Annotated in this window: 16 protein-coding genes; 9 read left to right on the forward strand and 7 right to left on the reverse strand. The window is 63.8% G+C overall.

From position 1 onward, the window contains the following. Positions 1–41 precede the first annotated feature (41 nt). From mapR to C4Q27_RS28170, 3 genes are all read left to right on the forward strand, one after another. Positions 42–1,451, forward strand: a complete 1,410-nt coding sequence (gene mapR / locus C4Q27_RS28160) for a GntR family transcriptional regulator MpaR (protein ID WP_003247831.1) — start codon at positions 42–44, stop codon at positions 1,449–1,451. Between the two features lie 57 nt (positions 1,452–1,508). After that, positions 1,509–3,170: a PAS domain-containing sensor histidine kinase gene (locus C4Q27_RS28165; protein ID WP_104887750.1), complete on the forward strand. Its 1,662-nt coding sequence runs from the start codon at positions 1,509–1,511 to the stop codon at positions 3,168–3,170. Between the two features lie 62 nt (positions 3,171–3,232). Next, entirely contained in the window at positions 3,233–5,299 is a 2,067-nt protein-coding gene (locus C4Q27_RS28170; RefSeq protein ID WP_104887751.1) for a PAS domain-containing protein, read from the forward strand. Between the two features lie 7 nt (positions 5,300–5,306). Here C4Q27_RS28170 and C4Q27_RS28175 read toward each other — a convergent pair whose 3' ends face one another. From C4Q27_RS28175 to C4Q27_RS28210, 6 genes are all read right to left on the reverse strand, one after another. After that, positions 5,307–6,053: an SDR family oxidoreductase gene (locus C4Q27_RS28175; protein ID WP_104887752.1), complete on the reverse strand. Its 747-nt coding sequence runs from the start codon at positions 6,051–6,053 to the stop codon at positions 5,307–5,309. A gap of 860 nt (positions 6,054–6,913) precedes the next feature. Beyond that, the gene (locus C4Q27_RS28190; protein ID WP_004575310.1) at positions 6,914–8,449 is read right to left on the reverse strand and encodes a DHA2 family efflux MFS transporter permease subunit; all 1,536 of its coding nucleotides are present in this window, start codon (positions 8,447–8,449) and stop codon (positions 6,914–6,916) included. Beyond that, positions 8,446–9,639 (reverse strand): HlyD family secretion protein, encoded by a 1,194-nt coding sequence (locus C4Q27_RS28195; RefSeq protein ID WP_104887753.1) that lies wholly within the window; start codon positions 9,637–9,639, stop codon positions 8,446–8,448. Before C4Q27_RS28195 ends, C4Q27_RS28190 begins: the two co-directional genes overlap by 4 nt. Positions 9,640–9,669: 30 nt before the next feature. Then, positions 9,670–10,143 (reverse strand): MarR family winged helix-turn-helix transcriptional regulator, encoded by a 474-nt coding sequence (locus tag C4Q27_RS28200; protein WP_010954405.1) that lies wholly within the window; start codon positions 10,141–10,143, stop codon positions 9,670–9,672. A 178-nt stretch (positions 10,144–10,321) separates the two neighbouring features. Next, complete coding sequence (locus C4Q27_RS28205) at positions 10,322–10,954, reverse strand: response regulator transcription factor (protein ID WP_010954406.1); 633 nt, start codon at positions 10,952–10,954, stop codon at positions 10,322–10,324. Positions 10,955–10,963: 9 nt separating this feature from the next. Then, positions 10,964–12,370 (reverse strand): sensor histidine kinase, encoded by a 1,407-nt coding sequence (locus C4Q27_RS28210; protein ID WP_064492543.1) that lies wholly within the window; start codon positions 12,368–12,370, stop codon positions 10,964–10,966. 193 nt (positions 12,371–12,563) lie between these two features. Between C4Q27_RS28210 and C4Q27_RS28215 the strand changes: the two genes are divergently transcribed. The 3 genes from C4Q27_RS28215 (at position 12,564) to C4Q27_RS28225 (ending at position 17,317) form a co-directional block, all read left to right on the forward strand. After that, on the forward strand, positions 12,564–14,186 hold the full coding sequence (locus tag C4Q27_RS28215) for an acyl-CoA synthetase (protein WP_019437073.1): 1,623 nt from the start codon (positions 12,564–12,566) through the stop codon (positions 14,184–14,186). 92 nt (positions 14,187–14,278) lie between these two features. Beyond that, positions 14,279–16,048 carry an acyl-CoA dehydrogenase C-terminal domain-containing protein gene (locus C4Q27_RS28220; RefSeq protein ID WP_104887754.1) on the forward strand — a complete coding sequence of 590 codons (1,770 nt, stop codon included), beginning with the start codon at positions 14,279–14,281 and terminating at the stop codon, positions 16,046–16,048. A 261-nt stretch (positions 16,049–16,309) separates the two neighbouring features. Then, positions 16,310–17,317, forward strand: a complete 1,008-nt coding sequence (locus C4Q27_RS28225; RefSeq protein ID WP_064492545.1) for a FecR family protein — start codon at positions 16,310–16,312, stop codon at positions 17,315–17,317. Positions 17,318–17,330: 13 nt separating this feature from the next. Here the strand turns inward: C4Q27_RS28225 and C4Q27_RS28230 are convergent, their stop codons facing one another. Then, positions 17,331–18,650, reverse strand: coding sequence for a Na+/H+ antiporter family protein (locus tag C4Q27_RS28230; protein ID WP_064492546.1), 1,320 nt, complete (start codon positions 18,648–18,650; stop codon positions 17,331–17,333). 246 nt (positions 18,651–18,896) lie between these two features. On the opposite strand from C4Q27_RS28230, the gene C4Q27_RS28240 reads away from it, so the two are divergent. The 3 genes from C4Q27_RS28240 (at position 18,897) to C4Q27_RS28250 (ending at position 22,997) form a co-directional block, all read left to right on the forward strand. Beyond that, positions 18,897–21,041 (forward strand): methyl-accepting chemotaxis protein, encoded by a 2,145-nt coding sequence (locus C4Q27_RS28240; RefSeq protein ID WP_104887755.1) that lies wholly within the window; start codon positions 18,897–18,899, stop codon positions 21,039–21,041. Between the two features lie 94 nt (positions 21,042–21,135). Next, entirely contained in the window at positions 21,136–22,152 is a 1,017-nt protein-coding gene (locus C4Q27_RS28245; RefSeq protein WP_104887756.1) for an ABC transporter substrate-binding protein, read from the forward strand. Further along, positions 22,149–22,997 (forward strand): proline/glycine betaine ABC transporter permease, encoded by an 849-nt coding sequence (locus C4Q27_RS28250; protein ID WP_049587118.1) that lies wholly within the window; start codon positions 22,149–22,151, stop codon positions 22,995–22,997. The genes C4Q27_RS28245 and C4Q27_RS28250 overlap by 4 nt, the downstream gene beginning before the upstream one ends. Positions 22,998–23,059 lie beyond the last annotated feature (62 nt).

The following is a 23,059-nucleotide window of genomic DNA, read 5'->3' on the forward strand; positions in this document are numbered from 1 at the left end:
CTCACGCCACCTTGCCTGCCAGGCTTGGACAGAAGGCCAGAATGAAACGCTACGAACGCTTCGCCGATGACATTGCCGAACTGATCCGCTCCGGGGTGCTGGGCCCCGGCCAGCGCGTGCCGTCCGTGCGCTACGCCAGCCAGACCCACGGGGTCAGCCCGTCTACCGTGTTCCAGGCCTATTACCTGCTGGAACGGCGCGGGCTGATCCGCGCCCGGCCGCGCTCCGGGTATTTCGTCAACGCCCACGTTCCGCGTCAGTTCAGCGAGCCGCAGGCGCTGCAACCGGTGAGCGAGTCTACCGATGTCGACGTCAGCGCCTTGGTATTTTCGATCCTCGACTCGATCAAGGACCCCAACACCATTGCCTTCGGCTCAGCCTTTCCCAGCCCTGAACTGTTCCCGCTGCAACGCCTGTCCCGCTCACTGGCCAGTGCCAGCCGCAGCATGGACCCGCGCATGGTGGTGACCGATCTGTCCCCCGGCAACCCGCAGCTGCGCCGGCAGATCGCCCTGCGTTACATGGTCGGTGGGCTGATGCTGCCGATGGAAGAGCTGCTGATCACCAACGGCGCACTGGAGGCCCTGAACCTGTGCCTGCAGGCCGTGACCCAGCCGGGCGACCTGGTCGCCATCGAGGCCCCGGCCTTCTATGCCTGCCTGCAGGTGCTGGAGCGGCTCAAGCTCAAGGCCGTGGAAATCCCCGTGCACCCGCGCGAGGGCATGGACCTGGGGGTGCTGGCGCAGACCCTGGAAAAGCACCCGGTTAAGGCCGTGTGGTGCATGACCAATTTCCAGAACCCGGTGGGTGCAAGCATGCCGGAGGCCAAGAAACAGGCCCTGGTGGAGTTGCTGGCGCGCCACCAGGTGCCGTTGATCGAAGACGACGTCTACGCCGAGCTGTACTACTCGCAACAGGCGCCCAAACCCGCCAAAGCCTTCGACACCCAAGGCCTGGTCATGCACTGCGGCTCGTTCGCCAAAAGCCTGGCACCGGGCTATCGCATTGGCTGGGTGGCCGCCGGGCGCTTTGCGCAGAAGATCGAGCGGTTGAAACTGATGACCTCCCTTTGTGCCTCCATGCCGGCCCAGGCGGCCATCGCCGACTACCTGCAACACGGCGGCTACGACCGCCACCTGCGCAAGCTGCGCTACGCGCTGGAGGGCCAGCAGGCCAACATGCTGGCAGCCATCGCCCGCCACTTCCCGGCGCAGACACGGGTCAGCCAGCCCTCCGGCGGCTACTTCCTGTGGCTGGAACTGCCCGAGCAGATGGACGCCCTCAAGCTGTTCCACATGGCCCTGGCCCAAGGCATCAGCATCGCGCCCGGGCCGATCTTTTCGCCCACCCGACGCTTCGGCAATTGCATCCGCCTGAACTACGGCAGCCCCTGGCATGACGGCGCCGAACAGGCCATGGAAACCCTCGGGCGGATCATTCGCTCGTTCTGATAGCGAGGGGCCCGAGGGGCAACTATAGTTGCTCGATCCGATCATCAGGCCTTCGTCATGCAGCCAGATACGCTTGCGTCCTTTGCACAATTGCAAGCGCGTGTCGCAGAACTGGAAGCACGCCTGGCAGAGCGCGAAGACAGCGTCCAGGCGCATGACAGGCTGCTTGGAGAACTGCTCGACAACAGCCCGGCCAACGTGTTTGCTGCCGACCGCAGGATGCGCCTGTTGGCCATCAACCGCACGGCGCGCGAAACCTTCGAGCGTTACCGAGGCTTCGTGCCGCAGATTGGCGACTACGTACCCCAGTTCCTGACCGGTCAACCCGACATCATGGGCCGCCTGGCCCCGATATGGCCGCGCATACTGGCAGGGGAAGCGTTCATCGACACCGTCACCTTCGGGCTGGACGACGCACCACGCCACTACGAAATTCGCTACCACCCGTGGCTCGATGCTCAGCAGCGAATTCAGGGCGGCTACCTGTTCGCCTATGACATCACGCAGCGCGTGACCGAACAGGAACGCCTGCAACAGGCCGAAGAAGCACTGCGCCAGGCGCAGAAAATGGAGGCGGTCGGCCAGTTGACCGGCGGGATTGCCCATGACTTCAACAACCTGCTGGCCAGCATCCTTGGCGCCCTGGAACTGGCCGGGCAACGTCTGGTGCAGCAACGCCTGGCGGACACCGCGCAGCTGCTTGAACTCAGCCGGCACAATGCCCAACGCGCCGCAGCCTTGGTGCAGCGCTTGCTGGCATTCTCACGGCAGCAGACGCTGGTCCCGCAACGGGTCGATGTGCAGCAACTGGTGGCCGGCATGCACGACCTGATCAGCAGCTCCACCGGCCCCTATGTCGACTACCACGACCAGACACATGCCGGACTATGGCCCATCCGAATAGACGCACAGCAACTGGAAAACGCGCTGCTCAACCTGTGCATCAACGCACGTGACGCCATGCCGCTTGGCGGCACCTTGAGCATCGGTTGCGCCAATGTCGAAGTGCAAGGCGCCGAAGCCAGACAGCTGGGCCTGGCCGCTGGCCAGTTTCTGCGTATCCGCGTTGAAGACACCGGCATGGGTATGTCCAAAGCAGTGATGCAGCGCGCCCTTGAGCCCTTCTTCACCACCAAGCCGCTCGGCCAGGGCACTGGCCTTGGGTTGTCCATGGTCTACGGCTTTGTGCGGCAATCCGGTGGCCAGTTGGTCATCGATAGCACGCCTGGCCAGGGTACCGCCATCAACCTGTATCTCCCCTGCGATGAAAGCGTCGCCGCCGCTTCACCCTGCCCCCACGTCGAGGGGACTGCACCTGCGGTCTCACTTCAGCAGCGCGTGTGCAAGGTGATGCTGGTGGAAGACGAGCCGGCCCTGCGCCTGGTCATGCTGGAGGTATTGCTGGACCAGGGCCATGAAGTTCAAGCATTCGAAGATGGCCGCCAGGCATACAAGGCCTTGCAGGAAGCCCCTGCGCCAGACTTGCTGATCACCGATGTCGGCCTGCCCGGGGGTATCGATGGCTACCAACTCGCGGACGCCTGTCGAAGTATTGCACCCCATGCAGCGGTGCTGCTGATCACAGGCTATGACCTTGCGCACAGTACGGCAAATGCGCGGCCCCACCGGCGCACCGAACTGCTGGCCAAGCCCTTCGATCTGCAAGCACTTGCCCAGGCGCTTGAACGGCTGCTGGGGAGCACCGCCCAGTCACCCTGAGTGGCTATTCGCCTGCAGGTGAACACGTTAAAGTCAGGACTTTTCATTGGCCGGACGCAGGCATGCCTTCTCGTGATCTGAACTCACTGCGCCAACAAGTCGAAGACCTCCAGCGACAGAACACACTGCTGGAGCAACGGCTTGCAAGCCACCAGGCGCACGACCAGGACTTCTATCGCTCACTGTTCGACACCATGGACGAAGGCTTCTGCATCATCGAGTTCTTCGATGGCCCTCATGGCCCCCTGAGTGACTACGTGCATGTGCTGGCCAACGCAGCCTATGCCAAACACGCCGGCATCCCCAACGTGGTCGGGCAAAAACTGCGCGAGATGGTGCCCGATGAGGCGGATGACTGGGTGGCCCGCTATGGCGCGGTGCTTCGCACCGGCGAACCGCTGCACTTCGAGCAGGAACTGATTGCCACGGGCCACGTGCTGTCGGTGACCACTTTTCGCATAGAACCTGCCGAGAAACGCCAGGTAGCGGTACTGTTCAAGGATGTCACCGAACGCCGGCGTGCAGAGCAGGCCCTGCAGCGCCTGAACGAAGAGCTCGAGCAACGGGTGAATGCCGCACTGGCGGAGCGCCGCTTGTTTGCCGAGCTGGTCGATCACAGTGTGGTCAATGTGCATGTGGTCGACAAGGACCTGCGCTGGCTGGCTGTCAATCGCCAGGCCAGGCATGACTTCCACCTGCTGTACGGGAGGACACCCGAAATCGGCGACTACCTGCCCGGGTTGTTCGAGGATGGCACCGCCGGCCAGACGCCTATTCTGCCGATGTGGCAGCGCGCCCTGGCAGGCGAGCAGTTCATCGAGATCGGCACCTTCGGCAAGCCCCCCGCGGTGCGTCATTATGAGTTGCGCTTCAACGCCTTGCGCGACCCCATAGGCGAGGTACAGGGCGCGTTTCTGTTCGCCTATGACATCAGTGAGCGAGTGCAGGAGCAGGAACGCTTGGCCAAGGCCGAAGCGGCGCTGCGCCAGGCACAGAAGATGGAGGCCGTAGGCCAGCTCAGTGGCGGCATTGCCCACGACTTCAACAATTTGCTGGGCGGCATCCTGGGCGCCCAGGAGTTGATGCGTCAACGCCTGGACCAGTCACGCTTCGACGCCCTGGCGCCCTTGCTGGAGCTGTCCAGCAGCGCGGCGCAGCGGGCCTCGTCGCTGGTGCACCGGCTGCTGGCGTTCTCCCGCCAGCAGACCCTGCAACCCTGCTCCACGCAAGTGGCCACCTTGGTGGCTGGCATGGAAGACCTGCTGCGCCGCACCATCGGCCCGGCGATTACCCTGAGCAGCCGCTTCGCCAGCCAGCTGTGGCCGACCTTCATCGACCCTCCCCAACTGGAAAGCGCCTTGCTCAACTTATGCATCAACGCGCGCGATGCCATGCCTGCCGGGGGTGTGATCGAGATCATCGGCGACAACCTGCTGCTTGACGACGAGCAGGCCGTGGCAATGGAACTGCCGGCCAGCGAGTTCGTGCGGCTGAGCATCGTCGACAACGGTAGCGGCATGTCGGCTGAAGTTGTCGAGCGCGCAGTCGAGCCGTTCTTCACCACCAAGCCGATGGGCCAGGGCACCGGCCTGGGTCTGTCCATGACCTATGGCTTCGTGCGCCAGTCGGGTGGGCAATTACGGGTGCTGTCGGCGCCTGGCGAGGGTACCCGCATCGAGCTGCTGTTACCCCGCCACCACGAGCAAGCCCAGGCGCCAGTCAGCAAACCTCCGCGCGCGCCCTTGCAAAGAAGCAGCGAGGCTGCAAAACGCATTCTGTTGGTTGAAGACCAGACGGCCTTGCGCCTGGTGATTGGCGAAGTGTTGGAAGAGCTGGGCTATCGGGTGGACGCCTTCGAGAACGGTCCGTCTGCCCTCACCCACCTGCAAAGCGGCGAACGGCCAGACTTGCTGCTGAGCGATGTCGGCCTGCCTGGCGGCCTGAATGGCCGCCAGGTAGCCGAACGCTGCCGTGAGCGCTACCCGGACCTCAAGGTGCTGTTGATCACCGGCTACGATGAGAGTGCGGCGTTCAGCGACGGCCAACCGCTGCAAGGTACGTTGGTGTTGACCAAGCCGTTCGAACTGGAAGCACTGGCAGAGCGGGTTCGCGAGCTGCTGGAACCTTGACGGGCGCTCAGCGCCCGCCGCCCAGGTCGATGAAGCTGCCGGTGGCATAGGAGGCTTTGTCCGAAAGCAACCAGAGGATGGCCTCGGCCACTTCCTCGGGACGCCCCCCTCGGCCCATGGGCAAGCCAGGTTCGAGCTTGCTGACGCGGTCCGGGTCACCCGAAAGCGCATGGAAACCGGTATGGATATAGCCTGGTCGTACGCCATTGACGCGCACGCCCTCGCCTGCCACTTCTTTGGCCAGGCCGATGGTGAAGGTGTCGAGCGCGCCCTTGGAGGCGGCATAGTCGACATATTCGTTGGGCGAACCCAGGCGTGCGGCTACCGATGATACGTTGACGATGGCCCCGCCTTGCCCACCATGCCGGCGCGCCATGCGCAGCAGGGCGTGCTTGGCGCAGAGCATGGGGCCGACGACGTTGGTCTTCATGACGTTCAGCAGCCGGAACTCGGACATGTCCTCGACCCTGCTCTGCTGGCCGATGGTGCCGGCGTTGTTGACCAGTGCGGTGACCGGGCCGAGCTCATCGTCGACGCGCAGGAACAGCTGGATGATTTCATCTTCGACGCTGACGTCGGCGCGCACCGCGATGGCTTCGGCGCCCAGGGCGCGGACCTGGCTGAGGATGGCTTCGGCGGCCTGGTCATCGGCGTGATAATTGATGCAGATGCGGTAGCCCTGGCGGGCGGCCAGCAGCGCAGTGGCAGCGCCGATACCGCGGCTGCCGCCGGTGATGACAATGACGTTCTCCATGGGTTTGCCAATGGTTTGGGGATGGGAGCATCGACAATAGGCGAAATGGCGCTGCGTTGGAATGACGAAGATCAGCACAGCCACCCCTCTGCTGTTGATGTGGCTGTTGATCTGGCTGTTGATCTGGCTGTTGATCTGGCTGTTGATCTGGCTTTTGATCTTGATCTTGATCTTCGCGACTTCAGGAGGCCGAACGCAGGCCTTGCGGAGGCAGGTGACGGGCATGGATGCCCGTCAAGCGCTGAGGCCCCAGGATGGGGCCTTCGGCGCGGTCCTGCCGGGAGCAAGGCCGGAGTGAGGGAACCCCGGAGCGTAGCGCAGGGGCCGGATGATGGGAGCGCAGCGTTTTTTGGTTACTTTTTGTCGCGTTTGACAAAAAGTGACTCGCCGTAAGGGCGAAAAGGTGAGTCAGCGTCGCCATCGCGAATGGACTGTTCGCTGAGTCAAAACAGACGAATTTGCTTCTTGCTTCTTGCTTCTTGGATGTGGGCATTCACATCGAGTAGGTATTCATTCGCGCAGGTGGCGCACAGTCACCTTTCCGCCCTTACGGCGGGTCACTTTTTGTCAAACGCGACAAAAAGTAACCAAAAAACGCTGGCTCCTATCATCCGGCCCCTGCGCTACGCTCCGGGGTTCCCTCGCTCCGGGCTTGCTCCCGGGAGGACCGCGCTGCAGGCCCCATCCTGGGGCCCAGCGCTTGACGGGCATCCATGCCCGTCACCTCCCTTCGCAAGCCCTACGCTCGGCCTCCTGAAGTCGCAATCCCCGGCGCCTGGGCTATCGCGCGCTTAGAAGCAAAATCAAAAGCCGAAGCGAGAGCGAGAGCGAGAGCATCGGGATCTTGCCTTGATTTTAGCTCAATGCCCCGCCGATGCCGGGCCCGCCTTGGCGGTAAAGGGCGGCTTGGCGAACCACACCAGCAGAATCAACCCGGCAAACACCCAGCTCATCAAGGTGAAGTAATCCACCGTCGACATCATGTAAGCCTGCCCATTGAGTATCTGCTCCAACTGCGCATAACTCTGCGGGCTGGCCCCGCCCAACTGCTCAAGGGTATGCCGCGTCGTCGGGTCGAACTGGCTGATGTGCTCACTCAGGTAGGCATGGTGCTGGTCCGCCCGACGGATCCAGATCCAGGTGGTCAACGAAGCCGCAAAACTCCCGCCCAAGGTTCGCAGGAATGTTGCCAGCCCCGAACCGTCGGCAATCTGGTGCGGCGGCAGGTCAGACAGCAGAATGCTCAAGGTCGGCATGAAGAACAACGCCACGCCAATCCCCATGAACAACTGCACCAAGGCCACGTGCTGGAAGTCCACCTCGCTGGTGAAACCGGCACGCATGTAACAACTGGTGCCGATCGCCAGGAACGCCAACCCAGCCAGCACCCGCAGGTCGAAACGGTGCGCATATTTGCCCACGAACGGCGACATGATCACCGGCAGCAAACCGATCGGCGCCACCGCCAGGCCCGCCCAGGTCGCGGTATAGCCCATCTGCGTCTGCAACCACTGCGGCAGGATCAGGTTGATACCGAAGAACCCGGCATACCCCCCGACCAGCACAATGGTGCCAATGCGGAAGTTGCGGTGCACAAACAGGCGCAAGTTGACCACCGGGTGCCGGTCGGTCAGCTCCCAGATCACGAACACCGCCAGGAACACCACCGAAATCAGGCTGCCGACAATGATGAACGACGATTCGAACCAGTCCAGATCGTTGCCCTTGTCCAGCACTACCTGCAAGGCCCCAACGCCGATAATCAGGGTCAGCAGGCCAATGTAATCCATCGGCTGGCGGCTGGTGACCACCGGGCGCGTGCGCATCTGCTGGCGCACCACGGCAGCAGCGAACAGCCCGATGGGCACATTGATGAAGAAGATCCATGGCCAGCTGTAGCTATCGGTAATCCAGCCCCCAAGAATCGGCCCGGCAATCGGCGCCACCACCGTGACCATCGCCAGCAGCGCCAGTGCCATCCCCCGTTTTGCCGGGGGATAGACAGCAATCAGCAGGGTCTGGGTCATCGGGTAAAGCGGCCCGGCGACCACGCCCTGCAAGACACGAAAGCCGACCAGCTCGGGCATCGATTGGGCGATACCGCACAGGAACGAAGCCAGCACGAACAGCAGCGTGGCCCAGATGAACAGTTTCACTTCACCAAAGCGCCGGCTCAGCCAGCCGGTCAGCGGCAAGGCAATAGCGTTGCTCACCGCGAACGAGGTGATGACCCAGGTGCCTTGCTCGTAGCTCACCCCCAGGTTGCCGGAAATGGTCGGCAGGGCCACGTTGGCGATGGTGGTGTCCAGCACCTGCATGAACGTCGCGAGCGACAGGCCGATGGTGGTCAGCAGCAGACTTGGCGGCGTGAACTGGGCAGCGGCGTTGTTGCTCATCGTTGCGCCGTCTTGCCGGTTGCGCTGTTCTCGTGAATCAGCCGGGCGATCAGGTTGTCGGCTTCGATCAGCTGGTGGTCATACACCTGGGTGGTGTAGCTGGCCTTCTGCGGTGGCTGCTGGGCCAGGGTCGGGCCGCTCTGGTCATGCAGGTCGACTTCAACCACGGTGGACAGGCCGATACGTAGCGGGTGGTCCTTGAGCTGGTCGGGGCTGAGGTGGATGCGCACGGGTACTCGCTGGACAATCTTGATCCAGTTGCCGGTGGCGTTCTGCGCCGGCAGCAAGGCAAAGGCGCTGCCGGTGCCCGCGCCAAGGCTGTCGACCGTGCCGCTGTACTTGACCTCACTGCCGTACACATCAGCGGTGATTTCCACCGGCTGGCCGATGCGCATCTCTCGCAGCTGGGTTTCCTTGAAGTTGGCATCGATCCACACCTGATCCAGCGGGATGACCGCCATGGTCGCGGTGCCCGGCTGCAGGCGCTGGCCCAACTGGACGGTACGCTTGGCGACGTAGCCGGTGACCGGCGCGACCAATGTGGTGCGGGCGTGGTCGAGGTAGGCCTGGCGCAGGTCGGCAGCTGCAGCCATGACATCGGGGTGCGAGGACACCACGGTGTCGTCGACCAGCGCGCTGCTGGTGCTGAGCTGTTGCCGCGCGCTGTTGACGGCGGCCTGGGCAACGCTCAGGTCGTCGCGGGCATGGGACAGTTCTTCGGCGGCAATCGCACCACTGTCAGCCAGCACCTTGCGCCGGTTGAAGTCCTGCTGCGCCTTGCGCAGTTCGGCTTGGCGCGTTTCCAGTTGAGCCTTCAGCGAGTCGACGTTGCTGTACAGCCCGCGCACCTGCCGCACGCTGCGTGCCAGCTTGGCTTCGGCGGACTGCAAGGCCACTTCGCTGTCGGCCGGGTCGAATTGCAGCAATACCTGGCCGGCATGGACCAGGTCGCCGTCATCGGCCCCGATGCTGGTAACGGTGCCAGCGACCAGCGGGGTGATTTCCACCACGTTGCCGTTGACGTAGGCATCGTCGGTGCTTTCGTGCCAACGCCCGACAATGCTGTACCAGGCCCAGGTGCCGACCCCGGCAAGGATCAGCAGCAACAGCAGGCCAAGCAGCCAAGCCTTGCGCTTGCGCGACGGCTCAGGCGCGACGGAGGGAGTCGGGGTGTCTGTGGGAGTGGCCATGACAATACCTTGGATAATTCGTTACAGGGTTCAACGGTCGCCGAAGCGGCGGATCGTCAACGGGTCGCCAGCACTGAGCAGCACCTTGGCCAGCAGGCCTTCCAGGGTCTTGAGCTCCTCAGGTGCCAGCACGCCGCACAACTCGTTCATGGCGGCGGCGCCGATTTCCGGCAGGCGGTTGGCCAGGCGCTGGCCGTCGGCGGTGAGTGCCAGGCGCACCTGGCGACGGTCGTCGGCGCAGCGGTTGCGCACGATCAGCTCCTTCTGCTCGAGGCGGTCGAGCATGCGGGTCATCGAACCGCTGTCCAGGCCCAGGTAACGGCACAGTTCGGCCGGGGTATCCACCTGGTACTGGGTGACGATGATCAGCACTTTGAACTGCGCGGCGGTGACGCCCTCTGACTCCAGGTGCCAGTCAAGAATGCGGTCTTTGAGGATCGCTGCGCGGCCCAGCAACATGCCGATGGCGCAGGTCTGAAAGTTTTCGGGGGAGAAATGGGCCATCGTTGACTGCTCAGTTAAGTGTGTAGAAATATTACTGCTTAGGCAGTTAATGTCAAAGCCTTCATTAGGCAGCTATTAAATATTCGTGTTTTCTGCCGGTCACACCGCCCCCGCAGGCGCGCCCTGCGGCCCATCGCGACACACAAGGCCGCCCCTGCCAGGGCCTGCGTAAGGGCGGTTAACGTGCTCGCAGGCCCAGCGCCTCCACCGCCCCGCAAGCAATCGCCATTCCCACCAGCTCTGCCAGGCTGCCCGCCTGCAACCGCTTCATCACCCGGCCTCGGTACAGGTCCACGGTCTTGACGCTGATGCCCAACTGCTCGGCAATCTCGCGGTTGTTCAACCCTTGGGCCAACGGTACGAAGACGTCTCGCTCACGCGGCGTCAGGCCGTCGATGCGCGCCTGCACCAAGGCCAGTGCCTGATCGCCCTGTCGCGCCAGCCCGGCGTGCTCCAGCGCAGCTTGAACGCTGTCGAGCAGCAACTGATCGTTGTAGGGTTTTTCGATGAAGTCGCAGGCGCCGGCCTTGAACGCCCGCACCACGATCGGCACATCGGCATGACCGCTGACGAAGATCACCGGCACCATCAGGCCACGCTCGCGCATCGCCTGCTGCACAGCCAGCCCGCCCAGCCCCGGCATGCGCACATCCAACAGCACACAGGCGGGCCCATCATCGACGCAGGCGTCGAGAAACGCCTGCCCGCTGGCAAACGGCAAGGCTTGCAGGCCCACCGACTGCAGCAGCCAGACCGTAGAGTCGCGCATACCCTGGTCGTCATCGACCACATACACTTTTGCTTGCAACACTGCCTCCCCTTATTCCCTGCTGACCGCCAGCCGGCAGCACAGTACCAGACCGCCGTTGTCACCCGCCCGCGCCCACAGGCTGCCACCGAAGCCTTCGATCAGGCTGCGGCTCATGCTCAAGCCCAAGCCCAGGCCGTCGGCCTTGCTGGTGGTAAAGGGCGTGAAGATTTCATCCAGCCGCTCGGGTGCCACGCCCGGGCCCTGGTCAGCTACCTCGACCAGCACCCCATCGCCATCGCGCGCCGCGCAGAGCAGGATACGTGACGGCCGCTCCCCCTGCTGCTCGCGATTGGCATCGATGGCATTGCGCAGCAGGTTGAGCAGCACCTGCTCCAGCAGCACCCGGTCGGCATACACCAAGGGCAGTTGAGCGCTCATGCGAAGCTCCACCTGCACCTGGTCCCGCGCGGCTTCCCAGGCGCACAGGCGCATGGCTTCGCCGGCCAGCTCGGCCACGTCCAGTGCCTGCAGGCGGCGCGGCCCCTTGCGCAGGAAGGCACGCAGACGGCGGATCACTTCGGCGGCATGGGTGGCCTGCTCGCTGATACGCTGCAGGCCCTGGCCTACCCGCTCGCGCGCCTGGGGATCACGTTCCAGGCCCTGCAGGTAACGCTGACTGGCGTTGGCATAGTTGACCACCGCGGCCAGTGGCTGATTGATCTCATGGGCGATGCCCGAGGCCAGCTCGCCCAGGGTAGCGAGGCGGGCACTGTGCGCCAGGCTTTCCTGCGCTTCGATGCGCAAGGTGATGTCGCGGGACACGCTGACCACCTCCACCACCGCGCCGGTATAGGTCTCGCGGATCGCCCGGCTGGCGATTTCGAACCAACGGTAGTCACCTGTTGCCTGGCGTACCCGGCAAGTCATCGTGTGGTAGCCGTCCTGGTCCAGTGCGGCTGAGGCCTGACGCAGTACCTGACGCCGCTCGCGCGGATGCAGCAGGGTATGCACAGGCATGCCACGCAGCTGCTCGGGCCACAGGCCGAGCAGGCGGTAGGCTGCCGGTGAGGCATCGAGAAAGCGGCCATCGGGGCTGTGCCGGGAAATCAGGTCGGTGGTGTTTTCGATGATCAGCCGATACAGGCGTCGGGCGCGGTTGGCTTCGCGTGCGCCATGGCGCTCTTCACTGGCATCGCGGCAGCGCCCCAGCACCTGCTGGCCCTGGTTGTCCGGCATGAACGTCCACAACACGATGCGTTCGCCGACCTGCACTTCGACATCGCTGATCGCCCGATGCTGACGCAGACAGGCACGCACCAGGGCGGCGCAATTGGCCGGCAGCCAGCGAGCCAGCTCGGGCCCTTCGGCGACCCAGGCCTGCAATGCCGGGTTGAGTGCCAGCGGGCTTGCATCACTGGCCAGCAACAGACTGGGTTGCGGGTCTTTGCCAAGCAAGGGGTAAGCAGTGTCATCCACGGTAGGCGGCCTGTTTTTATAGTAGTTTTACTATATTGCTATAGTCGATATTCCTAATACCATAGCGACTCGCGTAAAACTGCGACAGAGGGGGCGGCCCACCGTCCGCCCCCTGCACCCTGAACAGAGCTAACAATCAGCCATCGGGGGCCAGGTGCACAGGCTGCGTCTGCCTCCCTTACAGGATTACCGCATGTCGATCTATGCCCAGGGCCTGATGCCCGCTGCCGTCAACCATGTCGCCCTCACCCCGCTGAGCTTCATTGAACGCACCGCCGCCGTGTACGGCAACTACCCCGCCGTCATCCACGGCGCCATCCGCCGCAACTGGCAAGAAACCTACCAACGCTGTCGGCGCCTGGCCAGCGCCCTGGCCGGTCGTGGCATTGGCCGTGGCGACACCGTGGCAGTGATGCTGCCCAACACCCCGACCATGCTCGAGGCGCACTTCGGCGTACCCATGACCGGTGCCGTGCTCAATACCCTGAACGTGCGCCTGGATGCCGAGGCCATCGCCTTCATGCTGCAGCATGGCGAGGCCAAGGTACTGATCACCGACCGCGAGTTCCATGCGGTCATCGAAGGCGCTCTGGCACTGCTTGAACACCCGCCGCTGGTGGTTGATGTGGATGACCCGGAGTACGGCGAGGGCCGCGCGGTCAGCGAGCTGGACTATGAGGCCCTGCTCAACGAAGGCGACCCGGAATTTGCCTGGGAATGGCCCGATGACGAGTGGCAGGCCATTTCGCTGAACTACACCTCCGGCACCACCGGCAACCCCAAGGGCGTTGTCTACCACCACCGCGGCGCCTACCTGAACGCACTGGGCAACCAGATGACCTGGGCCATGGGCCACCGCCCGGTGTACCTGTGGACGTTGCCGATGTTCCACTGCAACGGCTGGTGCTACCCCTGGACCATCACCGCCCTGGCCGGCACCCATGTGTTCCTGCGCCGGGTCGACCCGCAGAAGATCCTGACCCTGATCCGCGAGCACAAAGTCAGCCACCTGTGCGGTGCGCCGATCGTGCTCAACGCACTGGTCAACATGCCCGAGGCGGCCAAGGCAGCCATCGAGCACCCGGTGCAGGCCATGGTCGCCGGCGCCGCACCACCGGCCAAGGTCATCGGCGCCGTGGAGCAAATGGGCATCAAGGTCACCCACACCTATGGCCTGACCGAGGTCTACGGCCCGGTGACCGTGTGTGCCTGGCATGACGAATGGGATGCGCTTTCGCTGGAAGAGCGTGCACGGATCAAATCTCGCCAAGGCGTGCGCTACCCGACCCTCGACGGCCTGATGGTCGCCGACCCGCAAACCCTTCAGCCAGTACCCCGCGACGGCGATACCCTGGGCGAAATCTTCATGCGCGGCAACACGGTGATGAAGGGCTACCTGAAGAACCCTGAAGCCACCGCCGAAGCCTTCCGTGGCGGCTGGTTCCACACCGGCGACCTGGCCGTGTGGCATGCCGACGGCTATATCGAGATCAAGGACCGGCTCAAGGACATCATCATTTCCGGTGGCGAGAACATCTCCACCATCGAGGTCGAAGACGCCCTGTACAAGCACCCGGCAGTGCTGGAAGCCGCCGTGGTGGCACGCCCGGATGAAAAATGGGGCGAGACCCCGTGCGCCTTCGTTGCCTTAAAGCCAGGCCGGGAGGACACCCGTGAAGCCGACATCACCAGTTGGTGCCGCGAGCACCTGGCCGGGTTCAAGGTGCCGAAGACCGTAGTGTTCGGCGAGCTGCCCAAGACCTCGACCGGCAAGATCCAGAAGTACGTGCTGCGCGACCGGGCCAAGGCCCTCTGATGCCGTAGCCACTCCCCTTCAGGCGCAGCACACGGCTGCGCCTGAAGGTTCAGCGCACGCCCAACCCTCCCCCACTATTGCTAGAGCTGCCGATGACCACTTATTCCGCCCCCCTGCGCGACATGCGCTTCGTCCTGCATGACGTGTTCAACGCTTCGGGCCTGTGGGCCCGACTGCCCGCCCTGGCCGAACGCATCGATGCCGACACTGCCGACGCCATTCTCGAGGAAGCATCCAAAGTCACCGGCCAGCTGATCGCCCCGCTCAGCCGCAACGGTGACGAGCAAGGTGTGTGCTTCGACGCAGGCCAAGTCACCACCCCCGAGGGCTTTCGCGAGGCCTGGAACACCTACCGCGAAGGCGGCTGGGTCGGCTTGGGCGGCAACCCGGAATACGGCGGCATGGGCATGCCAAAGATGCTCGGCGTGCTGTTCGAAGAGATGCTCTACGCGGCTGACTGCAGCTTCAGCCTGTATTCGGCATTGAGCGCAGGCAGCTGCCTGGCGATCGATGCCCACGCCAACGAAGCGCTCAAGGCCACTTACCTGCCACCGCTGTACGAAGGCCGCTGGGCCGGCACCATGTGCCTGACCGAACCCCATGCCGGCACTGACCTGGGGCTGATCCGCACCCGCGCCGAGCCTCAGGCCGATGGCAGCGTGCGCATCAGTGGCAGCAAGATCTTCATTACCGGCGGCGAGCAGGACCTGACCGAGAACATCGTCCACCTGGTGCTGGCCAAAATGCCGGATGCGCCCGCCGGTGCCAAAGGCATATCGCTGTTCCTGGTGCCCAAATTCCTGGTCGAGGCCGATGGCCGCCTGGGCGCGCGCAATGCTGTGCATTGTGGCTCGATCGAGCACAAGATGGGCATCAAGGCCTCGGCGACCTGCGTCATGAACTTTGACGGTGCCATCGGTTACCTGGTGGGCGAGCCGAACAAGGGCCTGGCAGCGATGTTCACCATGATGAACTACGAGCGCCTGTCCATCGGCATACAGGGCATCGGATGTGCCGAAGCCTCCTACCAGAGCGCCGCCCGCTATGCCAACGAGCGCCTGCAGAGCCGCGCAGCGACTGGCCCGCAGGCACTCGAAAAGGCGGCCGACCCGATCATCCACCATGGTGATGTCCGGCGCATGCTGCTGACCATGCGCACCCTCACCGAAGCAGGTCGGGCGTTCGCCGTCTACGTTGGCCAGCAACTGGACGTGGCACGCTATGCCGAAGACGCTGGCGAGCGCGAGCATGCCCAGCGCCTGGTGGCACTGCTGACACCGGTGGCCAAGGCATTCTTCACTGATAACGGCCTGGAAAGCTGCGTGCTTGGCCAGCAGGTGTACGGCGGTCATGGCTACATCCGCGAATGGGGCCAGGAGCAACGGGTGCGAGACGTGCGCATTGCACAGATCTATGAAGGCACCAACGGCATCCAGGCCCTTGATCTGCTGGGGCGCAAGGTGCTGGCCGACGGTGGCCAGGCGTTGGCCAGCTTTGCCAGCGAAGTGCGCGCCTTCAGTGTGGATGCGCCCTTGCACCGCGAGGCCCTGCAGGCGAGCCTGGCGCGGCTGGAGGCCACCAGCAGCTGGCTGCGGGCGCAGGCTGGCGAGGATGCCAACCTGGTCAGCGCGGTAGCGGTTGAGTACCTGCAGCTGTTCGGGCTGACGGCCTATGCGTACATGTGGGCGCGGATGGCGGCGGTGGCGCTGGCCAAACGTGATGAGGACGACGCGTTTCATGGCGCGAAGCTTGCCTGTGCGGCGTTCTATTTCCAGCGGGTCTTGCCGCGGGGGTTGGGGCTGGAGGCGAGCATTCGGACCGGTAGTGGCAGCCTTTATGGGCTAGAGGCCACACAGTTCTGACCGGTGGGTCGCCGACGCGCTTGTTGCAAGGGCAGCCGTGTGCTGCGAAGAGGCCGGTACCTGCAAACACTGACATCTTCGCAGCACCAGGCTGCACCGGAGGCCATTGCAGGCATCGTCTTTTGCCCGCGAAGGGTTCTCAAACACTGAAAAACCGTGGCTAATCCGACGAAAAACCGGCACAACTGATAGTCATTCGCCATTACATTGGTTCTCGGGAGCCCTCCCGCAAGGGTAGAATGCGCAAAACCCGGAGCCGCAATGAACCACGACCGCCTCAATCCCAACCCAGACGATGCCATCACCGACGCCGCAGCGCATTGGTGCATGCGCCTTCACGCCGAAGATTGCACGCAGGCCGAGCGTGAAGCATTCGCTGACTGGTTGGCGGCCGACCCGCGGCATGACGAAGAATATCAGGCGATGCTGGAAATCTGGCAAACAGCCGACCTGCTGCCGCGCAGCGCCACCGTCATCGACTTCAACCCACCCGCCAGACACGCCGCCCGCCCTCGCAACTGGCGGCCGCTGGCGTCTGCTGCGGCCATCGCCCTGGCAGTGCTGCCGCTGGCCGGCTGGATGGGGTGGGAACAGGGCTGGTTGCCCAACCACTACCAGCACTTCGAAGCCGGTGACCGCATGCAGACCGTGGAGCTCAGCGACGGCAGCACGGTACAGCTCAACCTCCACACCGAACTCACCTTCCTCAACTACAAGGACCAACGCCAGGTCACGCTCAAGCGCGGCGAGGCGTTCTTCAAGGTGCGACACGACAGCAGCCACCCGTTCATCGTGCGTGCCGGCAGTGGCCAGACCCGGGTCACCGGCACCCAGTTCAACGTGTGGAAGTACCAGGACCAGGTGAAGGTCACCCTGGTGGAAGGTTCAGTGCTGGTGTCCAGTGAGGGCAATGCCGGTGGCTACCGCCTTGGCCCTGGCATGCAGGCCAGCTACCACAAGGGCGACTTCGAGCCGCAGCTGGAGCAAAGCGACGACTATGGCAACAGCCTGGCATGGCGCAGCGGCAAGCTGGTGCTCGATAACCTGAGCCTGGAACAGGCGCTGCCGGTGATCAACCGCTACCTCGACGCCCCGCTGCTACTGGCCGATGCCAGCACCGGCCGCATTCGCATCAGCGGCATCTACAACACCCGTGAAGTGGGGCACCTGGTCAACAACCTGCCCAAAGTCCTGCCGGTCTACCTGACCCGCAGCAAGGACGGCAGCACCGTGCTCAATCGCATCTCGCCGCCGCCCGACAAGGGCTGACGCCCTCCCCGCCTTACAAGGTCATCGCTGCCAACCAGCCGAACGCCATCAACGGCAGGTTGTAATGGATGAAGGTGGGCACCACGGTGTCCCAGATGTGGTGGTGCTGGCCATCCACGTTCAGGCCCGAGGTCGGGCCCAGGGTCGAGTCCGAGGCAGGCGAACCTGCATCGCCCAACGCACCGGCAGTACCGATGATGCACACCGTGGCCAACGGGTCGAAGCCCAGTTGCACGCACAGCGGCACGAAGATCGCAGCCAGGATCGGCACGGTGGAGAACGACGAGCCGATCCCCATGGTCACCAAAAGGCCTACCAACAGCATCAGCAAGGCACCGATGCCCTTGCTGTGGTCGATCCACTGCGCCGAGGTTTCCACCAGGCTCTTAACCTCACCGGTGGCCTTCATCACCTCGGCAAAGCCGGACGCGGTAATCATGATGAAGCCGATCATGGCCATCATCTTCATGCCTTCGGTGAACAGGTCGTCGGTCTCTTTCCACTTGACGATGCCCGACAGCGAGAAGATCAGGAAACCGACCATGGCACCGATGATCATCGAGTCCAGCAACAGCTGGACGATGAAGGCTGCAGCGATCGCCAGCCCGGCCACCAGCAAGGTCAGCGGGTTGTACTGCACGCTCACCTGCTCCACCTGCTGGATGCGCGCCAGGTCGTAGTCACGTTTCTTGCGGTAGCTGATGAACACCGCCACCAGCAGGCCGACGAGCATGCCGGCAGCCGGGATGGCCATGGCGTGGGTGACGTTGACGCCGCTTACATCGACACCCGCGCGGGCAACATTGGCCAGCAGGATCTCGTTGAGGAAGATGTTGCCGAAGCCCACCGGCAGGAACATGTACGGGGTGATCAGGCCAAAGGTGATCACACAGGCGATCAGCCGGCGGTCGATACGCAGGCGCGTCAGCACGTACAACAGAGGGGGTACCAGCAGCGGAATGAAGGCAATGTGGATGGGCAGGATGTTCTGGGACGACACGGCCACCGCCAGCATCAGGCCGATCATCAGCCATTTGAGCTTGCCGCCATTGGCGTCGCCCCGCCGGTCGATCATGCCCAGGGCGCGGTCGGCCAGCGCATGCGCCAGGCCAGACTTGGCAATCGCCACGGCAAAAGCACCCAGCAGTGCATAGGACAAAGCCACCGTGGCACCACCACCGAGGCCACCGTTGAAGGCCTTGAGCGTGCCTTCGATGCCCAGGCCGCCCACCAGCCCACCGGCCAGGGCGCCGATGATCAGGGCGATGACCACGTGCACGCGGGACAGGCTGAGTATCAGCATGATGCCGACCGCGGCGATCACTGCATTCATGGTTGGCTTACCTCATTACGACAGAAAAAAGCGCGAACTCTGAAGCAGTGGGCGGCAGATGTCAAAAGCGCCTTGATGCGGCGCGTTAGTGGCGTTCAAATTTAAATTGAATGTTTGAATAAAGAAAAAACGGCAGGGGCCGATATTGTGGGAGGCAGCGAGGTGCCTGGCGGGAGCGCTTTGACACCTCCCGGCCCCATCGCAGATACAGCCATAACCCTTATTGCCAAAAAGGGATCCGCCCCCATGCCTTTGCGACAACTTTCCATCCAGTGGAAGATCACCCTGCTCGCCGGTCTCTGTCTGGCCGCTATCGTCACCTTGCTCGTCGGCCTGTCGCTGTACCGCATGGATCACAGTTCGGACCTGGTCAAGGCCAGCAGCATGCAGATGCTGACCGAGGCGGCGCAGTCGCGTATCGAGTCACAAGGTGAAGTGCAAGCCTTGAACATTCGCCGCCAGTTCATGGATGCCTACCAGTACGGCGCCGGCTTCGCCCGTCAGGTGCTGTTCCTGCGCGAGCAGGCCGAAAAGCGCTTTCTCGATGCCTTCGACCTGCGCGAGGACATGACCCGCCAGGTGCGCGCCGCACTGCAAGCCAACCCCGACCTGCTCGGCCTGTCACTGGTGTTCGAGCCCAATGCCCTGGACAACAAGGACAGCCTGTTTGCCGGCAAGGCAGAATTGGGCAGCAACGAAACCGGGCGCTTTGCCCTGTACTGGTCGCAGCCACGCGCTGGCCAGCTGACCTCGATGGCCCTGCCCGAACATGACATGGCCAACACCGAGATCGGCCCCAGCGGCCAGCCGGCCAACACCTGGTGGGTATGCCCACGCACCTCCGGCAAGGTGTGTGTGGTGGAGCCCTACTTCTACGACATCGACGGCCAGCAGGTGCTGATGACCAGCATCGTGTTCCCGCTGGCGGTCAACGGCAAGATCATTGCCACCCTGTCCATCGACATCAACCTCAATAGCCTGCAGGCACTGAGCCAGGAGGCCAGCCGCAGCCTCTACGAAGGCCGCACCACGGTCGGCATTCTCACCCCGGTCGGCCTGTTGGCCGGCTACAGCGCCGATGCCAGCAAGCTGGCCCAGCGCTTCGACCAGGTAGACCCGACCAAAGGCGCCGAGCTGGTGCGCAAGCTGGCCGAGGGCAAGCTGACCACCCTCCACGACCGGCAGCGCTTGAAGGTGCTGGCGGCATTCCGGCCAATCCCGGACGCCCAGCCCTGGGGCGTGTTGCTGGATGTGCCGGAAAACGCCCTGACCGGGCCGGCCGAAACCCTGAAGCAGGAACTTGACGCGCTCAATACCAGCGGCACCTTGCTGGAACTGAGCCTGGGCCTGGCCGCCGCCATTGCTGGCTTGCTGCTGGTATGGCTGATGGCCCGCGGCGTTACCCGGCCGATCCTCGGCGTGGCAGCCATGCTGAAGGACATTGCCAGCGGCGAAGGCGACCTGACCCGTCGCCTGACCTACCAGAAACAGGACGAACTGGGCGAACTGGCCGGCTGGTTCAACCGCTTCCTCGACAAGTTGCAGCCAACCATTGCCGAGGTCAAACGCTCGGTGCAGGCCGCTCGAGGCACGGCCGACCAGTCCTCGGCGATTGCCACTGAAACCAGCGCCGGCATGGAACAGCAGTACCGCCAGGTCGACCAGGTGGCCACCGCCTCGCATGAAATGAGCGCCACCGCCCAGGACGTTGCCCGCAGCGCCGCCCAGGCTGCGCAGGCGGCGCGCGATGCCGACCAGGCCACCCGCGAGGGCTTGGCGGTAATCGACCGCACCACCAGCAGCATCGGAGCCCTGGCTGCCAACATGAGCGACACCATGGCCGAAATAGAAGGCCTGGCGCAGAACAGCGAGAAGATCGGCTCGGTACTGGAAGTGATCCGCTCGATCGCCGAACAGACCAACCTGCTGGCGCTCAACGCTGCCATCGAAGCTGCCCGCGCCGGAGAGGCCGGCCGTGGCTTTGCCGTGGTCGCCGATGAGGTGCGCAACCTGGCCCAGCGCACTCAGGAGTCGGTGGAAGAAACCCGTCAGGTCATCGAAGCCCTGCAGAACGGCACCCGCGAAGTGGTCGGCGCCATGGACCACAGCCACCGCCAGGCCCAAGGTGGCGTGGAGCAGGTCGGCCAAGCCGTCACGGCATTGCAGCGCATTGGCCAGGCGGTGACGGTGATCACCGACATGAACCTGCAGATCGCCTCTGCCGCCGAGGAGCAAAGCGCGGTAGCCGAGGAAATCAACAGCAACGTGGCGACCATTCGTGATGTCACTGAATCCCTGTCTGGCCAGGCCAACGAGTCGGCGCGGGTCAGCCAGTCGCTGAACAGCCTGGCCAACCAGCAGCAAGCGCTGATGGACCAGTTCCGCGTCTGAAGCGAACGGGGCCACTCCAGTGGCCCTGAAACTGACAAAACCTCGTCGTCTACACTTGCCCCACTGCCAAGGCGTGGCGAACGACGAGGTTTACATGAAGAGCATTTCAACGCTGCTGGCCGGCCTGCTGTTGACGGTGGGTTTGGCCAGCACCGACAGCGCCGCATCGGCAGAGCAACCTGCGCCTATCCATTTTGGTGCCATCGGCTGGGAAAGCGGCGCCCTCACCACCGAGATCCTGCGCCTGATCGTGGAGCGCGGCTACGGCTACCGCACCGACACCCTGCCTGGCAGCACGGTCAGCATGGAGGTGGCCCTGGCGCGCAATGACCTGCAAGTGATCGCCGAGGAATGGGCCGGGCGCAGCCCTGCCTGGGTCAAGGCCGAACAGGCCGGCCAGGTGTTCGCACTGGGCGATACGGTCAAAAATGCAGAAGAAGGTTGGTGGGTACCGGCCTATGTGATCGAGGGCGATGCCGCACGCAACCTGAAGCCCGTGGCGCCTGAGCTGCACAGTGTCGAGGACCTCAAGCGTTACCCGCAGGTATTTTCCGACCCCGAATCGCCCGGTAAAGGGCGTTTTCTCAACAGCCCAAGCGGCTGGACGTCTGAAACCGTCAACAGCCAAAAGCTCAAGGCCTATGGCCTGGATGGCCTCTACAACAACTTCCGCAGTGGCTCCGGCGCCGCGATGGACGCCGAGATCGGTTCGGCAATCCGGCGCGGCAAACCCGTGCTGTTCTACTACTGGAACCCGACCCCGCTGATGGGGCGCTACAAGCTCATCCGGCTGGAAGAACCCCCGTTCGATGCCCAGGCCTGGGCCACCCTCACCGACCCCGCCAACCCCAACCCGAAAGGCAGCCGCTCGCTGCCGGCAAAGTTGTCGATTGGCGTGTCCAAAGCCTTTCGCGAAACCTACCCAGACCTGGTCAGCGTGTTCGAACAGGTAGACCTGCCCATCGATCGCCTGAACAAGGCCCTGGCCGTCATGAGCGAAAAACGCACGCCCGCGCGCGAAGCCGCCCTGACCTTCCTGCGCGATAACCGCGAGGTGTGGAAAGCCTGGCTGCCGGCGGACATCGCCGCCAAGGTCGAGGCCAGCCTGTGAGCAGCGGTTTCCCGCAGACCCTGCAGTTTTCCTTTGCCGACAGCATCAACCGCCTGGTCGACTGGTTGGTATTGAACTACGGCGACCACCTGCGCAGTTTGTCTGACCAGTTGCTGCAACTGCTGGTCGGCCTGGAGAACCTGTTGCGCCTGTTGCCTTGGTGGCTGTTGTTGTTGCTGGTGGGTCTGCTGGCCTGGCACGCCAGCCGCAGCCTGCTGCGCAGCGCCGTGCTGGTCGCGCTGCTGGCCTTGATCGGTATGCTCGGGCTCTGGGACAAGTTGCTGCAGACCCTGGCCCTGGTGCTGGTCAGTACCGGCCTGTGCGTACTGGTGGGTGTACCGCTGGGCATCCTGCTGGCCGCCCGGCCACTGGCCAGACGGCTGCTGTTGCCGGTCCTCGATGTGATGCAGACGCTACCTGCGTTCGTTTACCTGATCCCGGTGCTGATGCTGTTTGGCCTGGGCAAGGTGCCTGCCGTGTTCGCCACGCTGATCTACGCCCTGCCGCCGCTGGTGCGGTTGACCGAACTGGGCCTGAGCCAGATCGACCCCTCGTTGTTGCAGGCCGCACACGGCCTTGGCGCAAGCCGCTGGCAGCGGTTGCGGCGCATTGCCCTGCCCCTGGCGCTGCCAAGCATCATGGCCGGGCTCAACCAGTCGGTCATGATGGCCTTGTCGATGGTGGTCGTGGCGTCGATGATCGGCGCCCGTGGGTTGGGTGAGGATGTGCTGGCGGGAATCCAGACCTTGAATGTTGGCCAAGGGATGGAGGCCGGGCTGGCAATTGTCGCCCTGGCCATGGTGATCGACCGGATCAGCCAGGCCTATGGGCGTAGCAGTCGCTGAGCCGTATCGGCAAGGCCTGGAAGCAGCCTTGTGCTGCGAGAGGGCCGGGCCTGACAATACGC

It is taken from the genome of Pseudomonas sp. SWI36 (assembly GCF_002948105.1).
In the GTDB taxonomy this organism is placed as follows: domain Bacteria; phylum Pseudomonadota; class Gammaproteobacteria; order Pseudomonadales; family Pseudomonadaceae; genus Aquipseudomonas; species Aquipseudomonas alloputida.

What these genes read in the sequence shown, in the direction of transcription:
- mapR (WP_003247831.1), top strand. Translation starts at nt 42, where the DNA reads ATGAAACGCTACGAACGCTTCGCCGATGACATTGCCGAACTGATCCGC.
- C4Q27_RS28165 (WP_104887750.1), top strand. Translation starts at nt 1,509, where the DNA reads ATGCAGCCAGATACGCTTGCGTCCTTTGCACAATTGCAAGCGCGTGTC.
- C4Q27_RS28170 (WP_104887751.1), top strand. Translation starts at nt 3,233, where the DNA reads ATGCCTTCTCGTGATCTGAACTCACTGCGCCAACAAGTCGAAGACCTC.
- C4Q27_RS28175 (WP_104887752.1), bottom strand. Translation starts at nt 6,053, where the DNA reads ATGGAGAACGTCATTGTCATCACCGGCGGCAGCCGCGGTATCGGCGCT.
- C4Q27_RS28190 (WP_004575310.1), bottom strand. Translation starts at nt 8,449, where the DNA reads ATGAGCAACAACGCCGCTGCCCAGTTCACGCCGCCAAGTCTGCTGCTG.
- C4Q27_RS28195 (WP_104887753.1), bottom strand. Translation starts at nt 9,639, where the DNA reads ATGGCCACTCCCACAGACACCCCGACTCCCTCCGTCGCGCCTGAGCCG.
- C4Q27_RS28200 (WP_010954405.1), bottom strand. Translation starts at nt 10,143, where the DNA reads ATGGCCCATTTCTCCCCCGAAAACTTTCAGACCTGCGCCATCGGCATG.
- C4Q27_RS28215 (WP_019437073.1), top strand. Translation starts at nt 12,564, where the DNA reads ATGTCGATCTATGCCCAGGGCCTGATGCCCGCTGCCGTCAACCATGTC.
- C4Q27_RS28220 (WP_104887754.1), top strand. Translation starts at nt 14,279, where the DNA reads ATGACCACTTATTCCGCCCCCCTGCGCGACATGCGCTTCGTCCTGCAT.
- C4Q27_RS28225 (WP_064492545.1), top strand. Translation starts at nt 16,310, where the DNA reads ATGAACCACGACCGCCTCAATCCCAACCCAGACGATGCCATCACCGAC.
- C4Q27_RS28230 (WP_064492546.1), bottom strand. Translation starts at nt 18,650, where the DNA reads ATGAATGCAGTGATCGCCGCGGTCGGCATCATGCTGATACTCAGCCTG.
- C4Q27_RS28240 (WP_104887755.1), top strand. Translation starts at nt 18,897, where the DNA reads ATGCCTTTGCGACAACTTTCCATCCAGTGGAAGATCACCCTGCTCGCC.
- C4Q27_RS28245 (WP_104887756.1), top strand. Translation starts at nt 21,136, where the DNA reads ATGAAGAGCATTTCAACGCTGCTGGCCGGCCTGCTGTTGACGGTGGGT.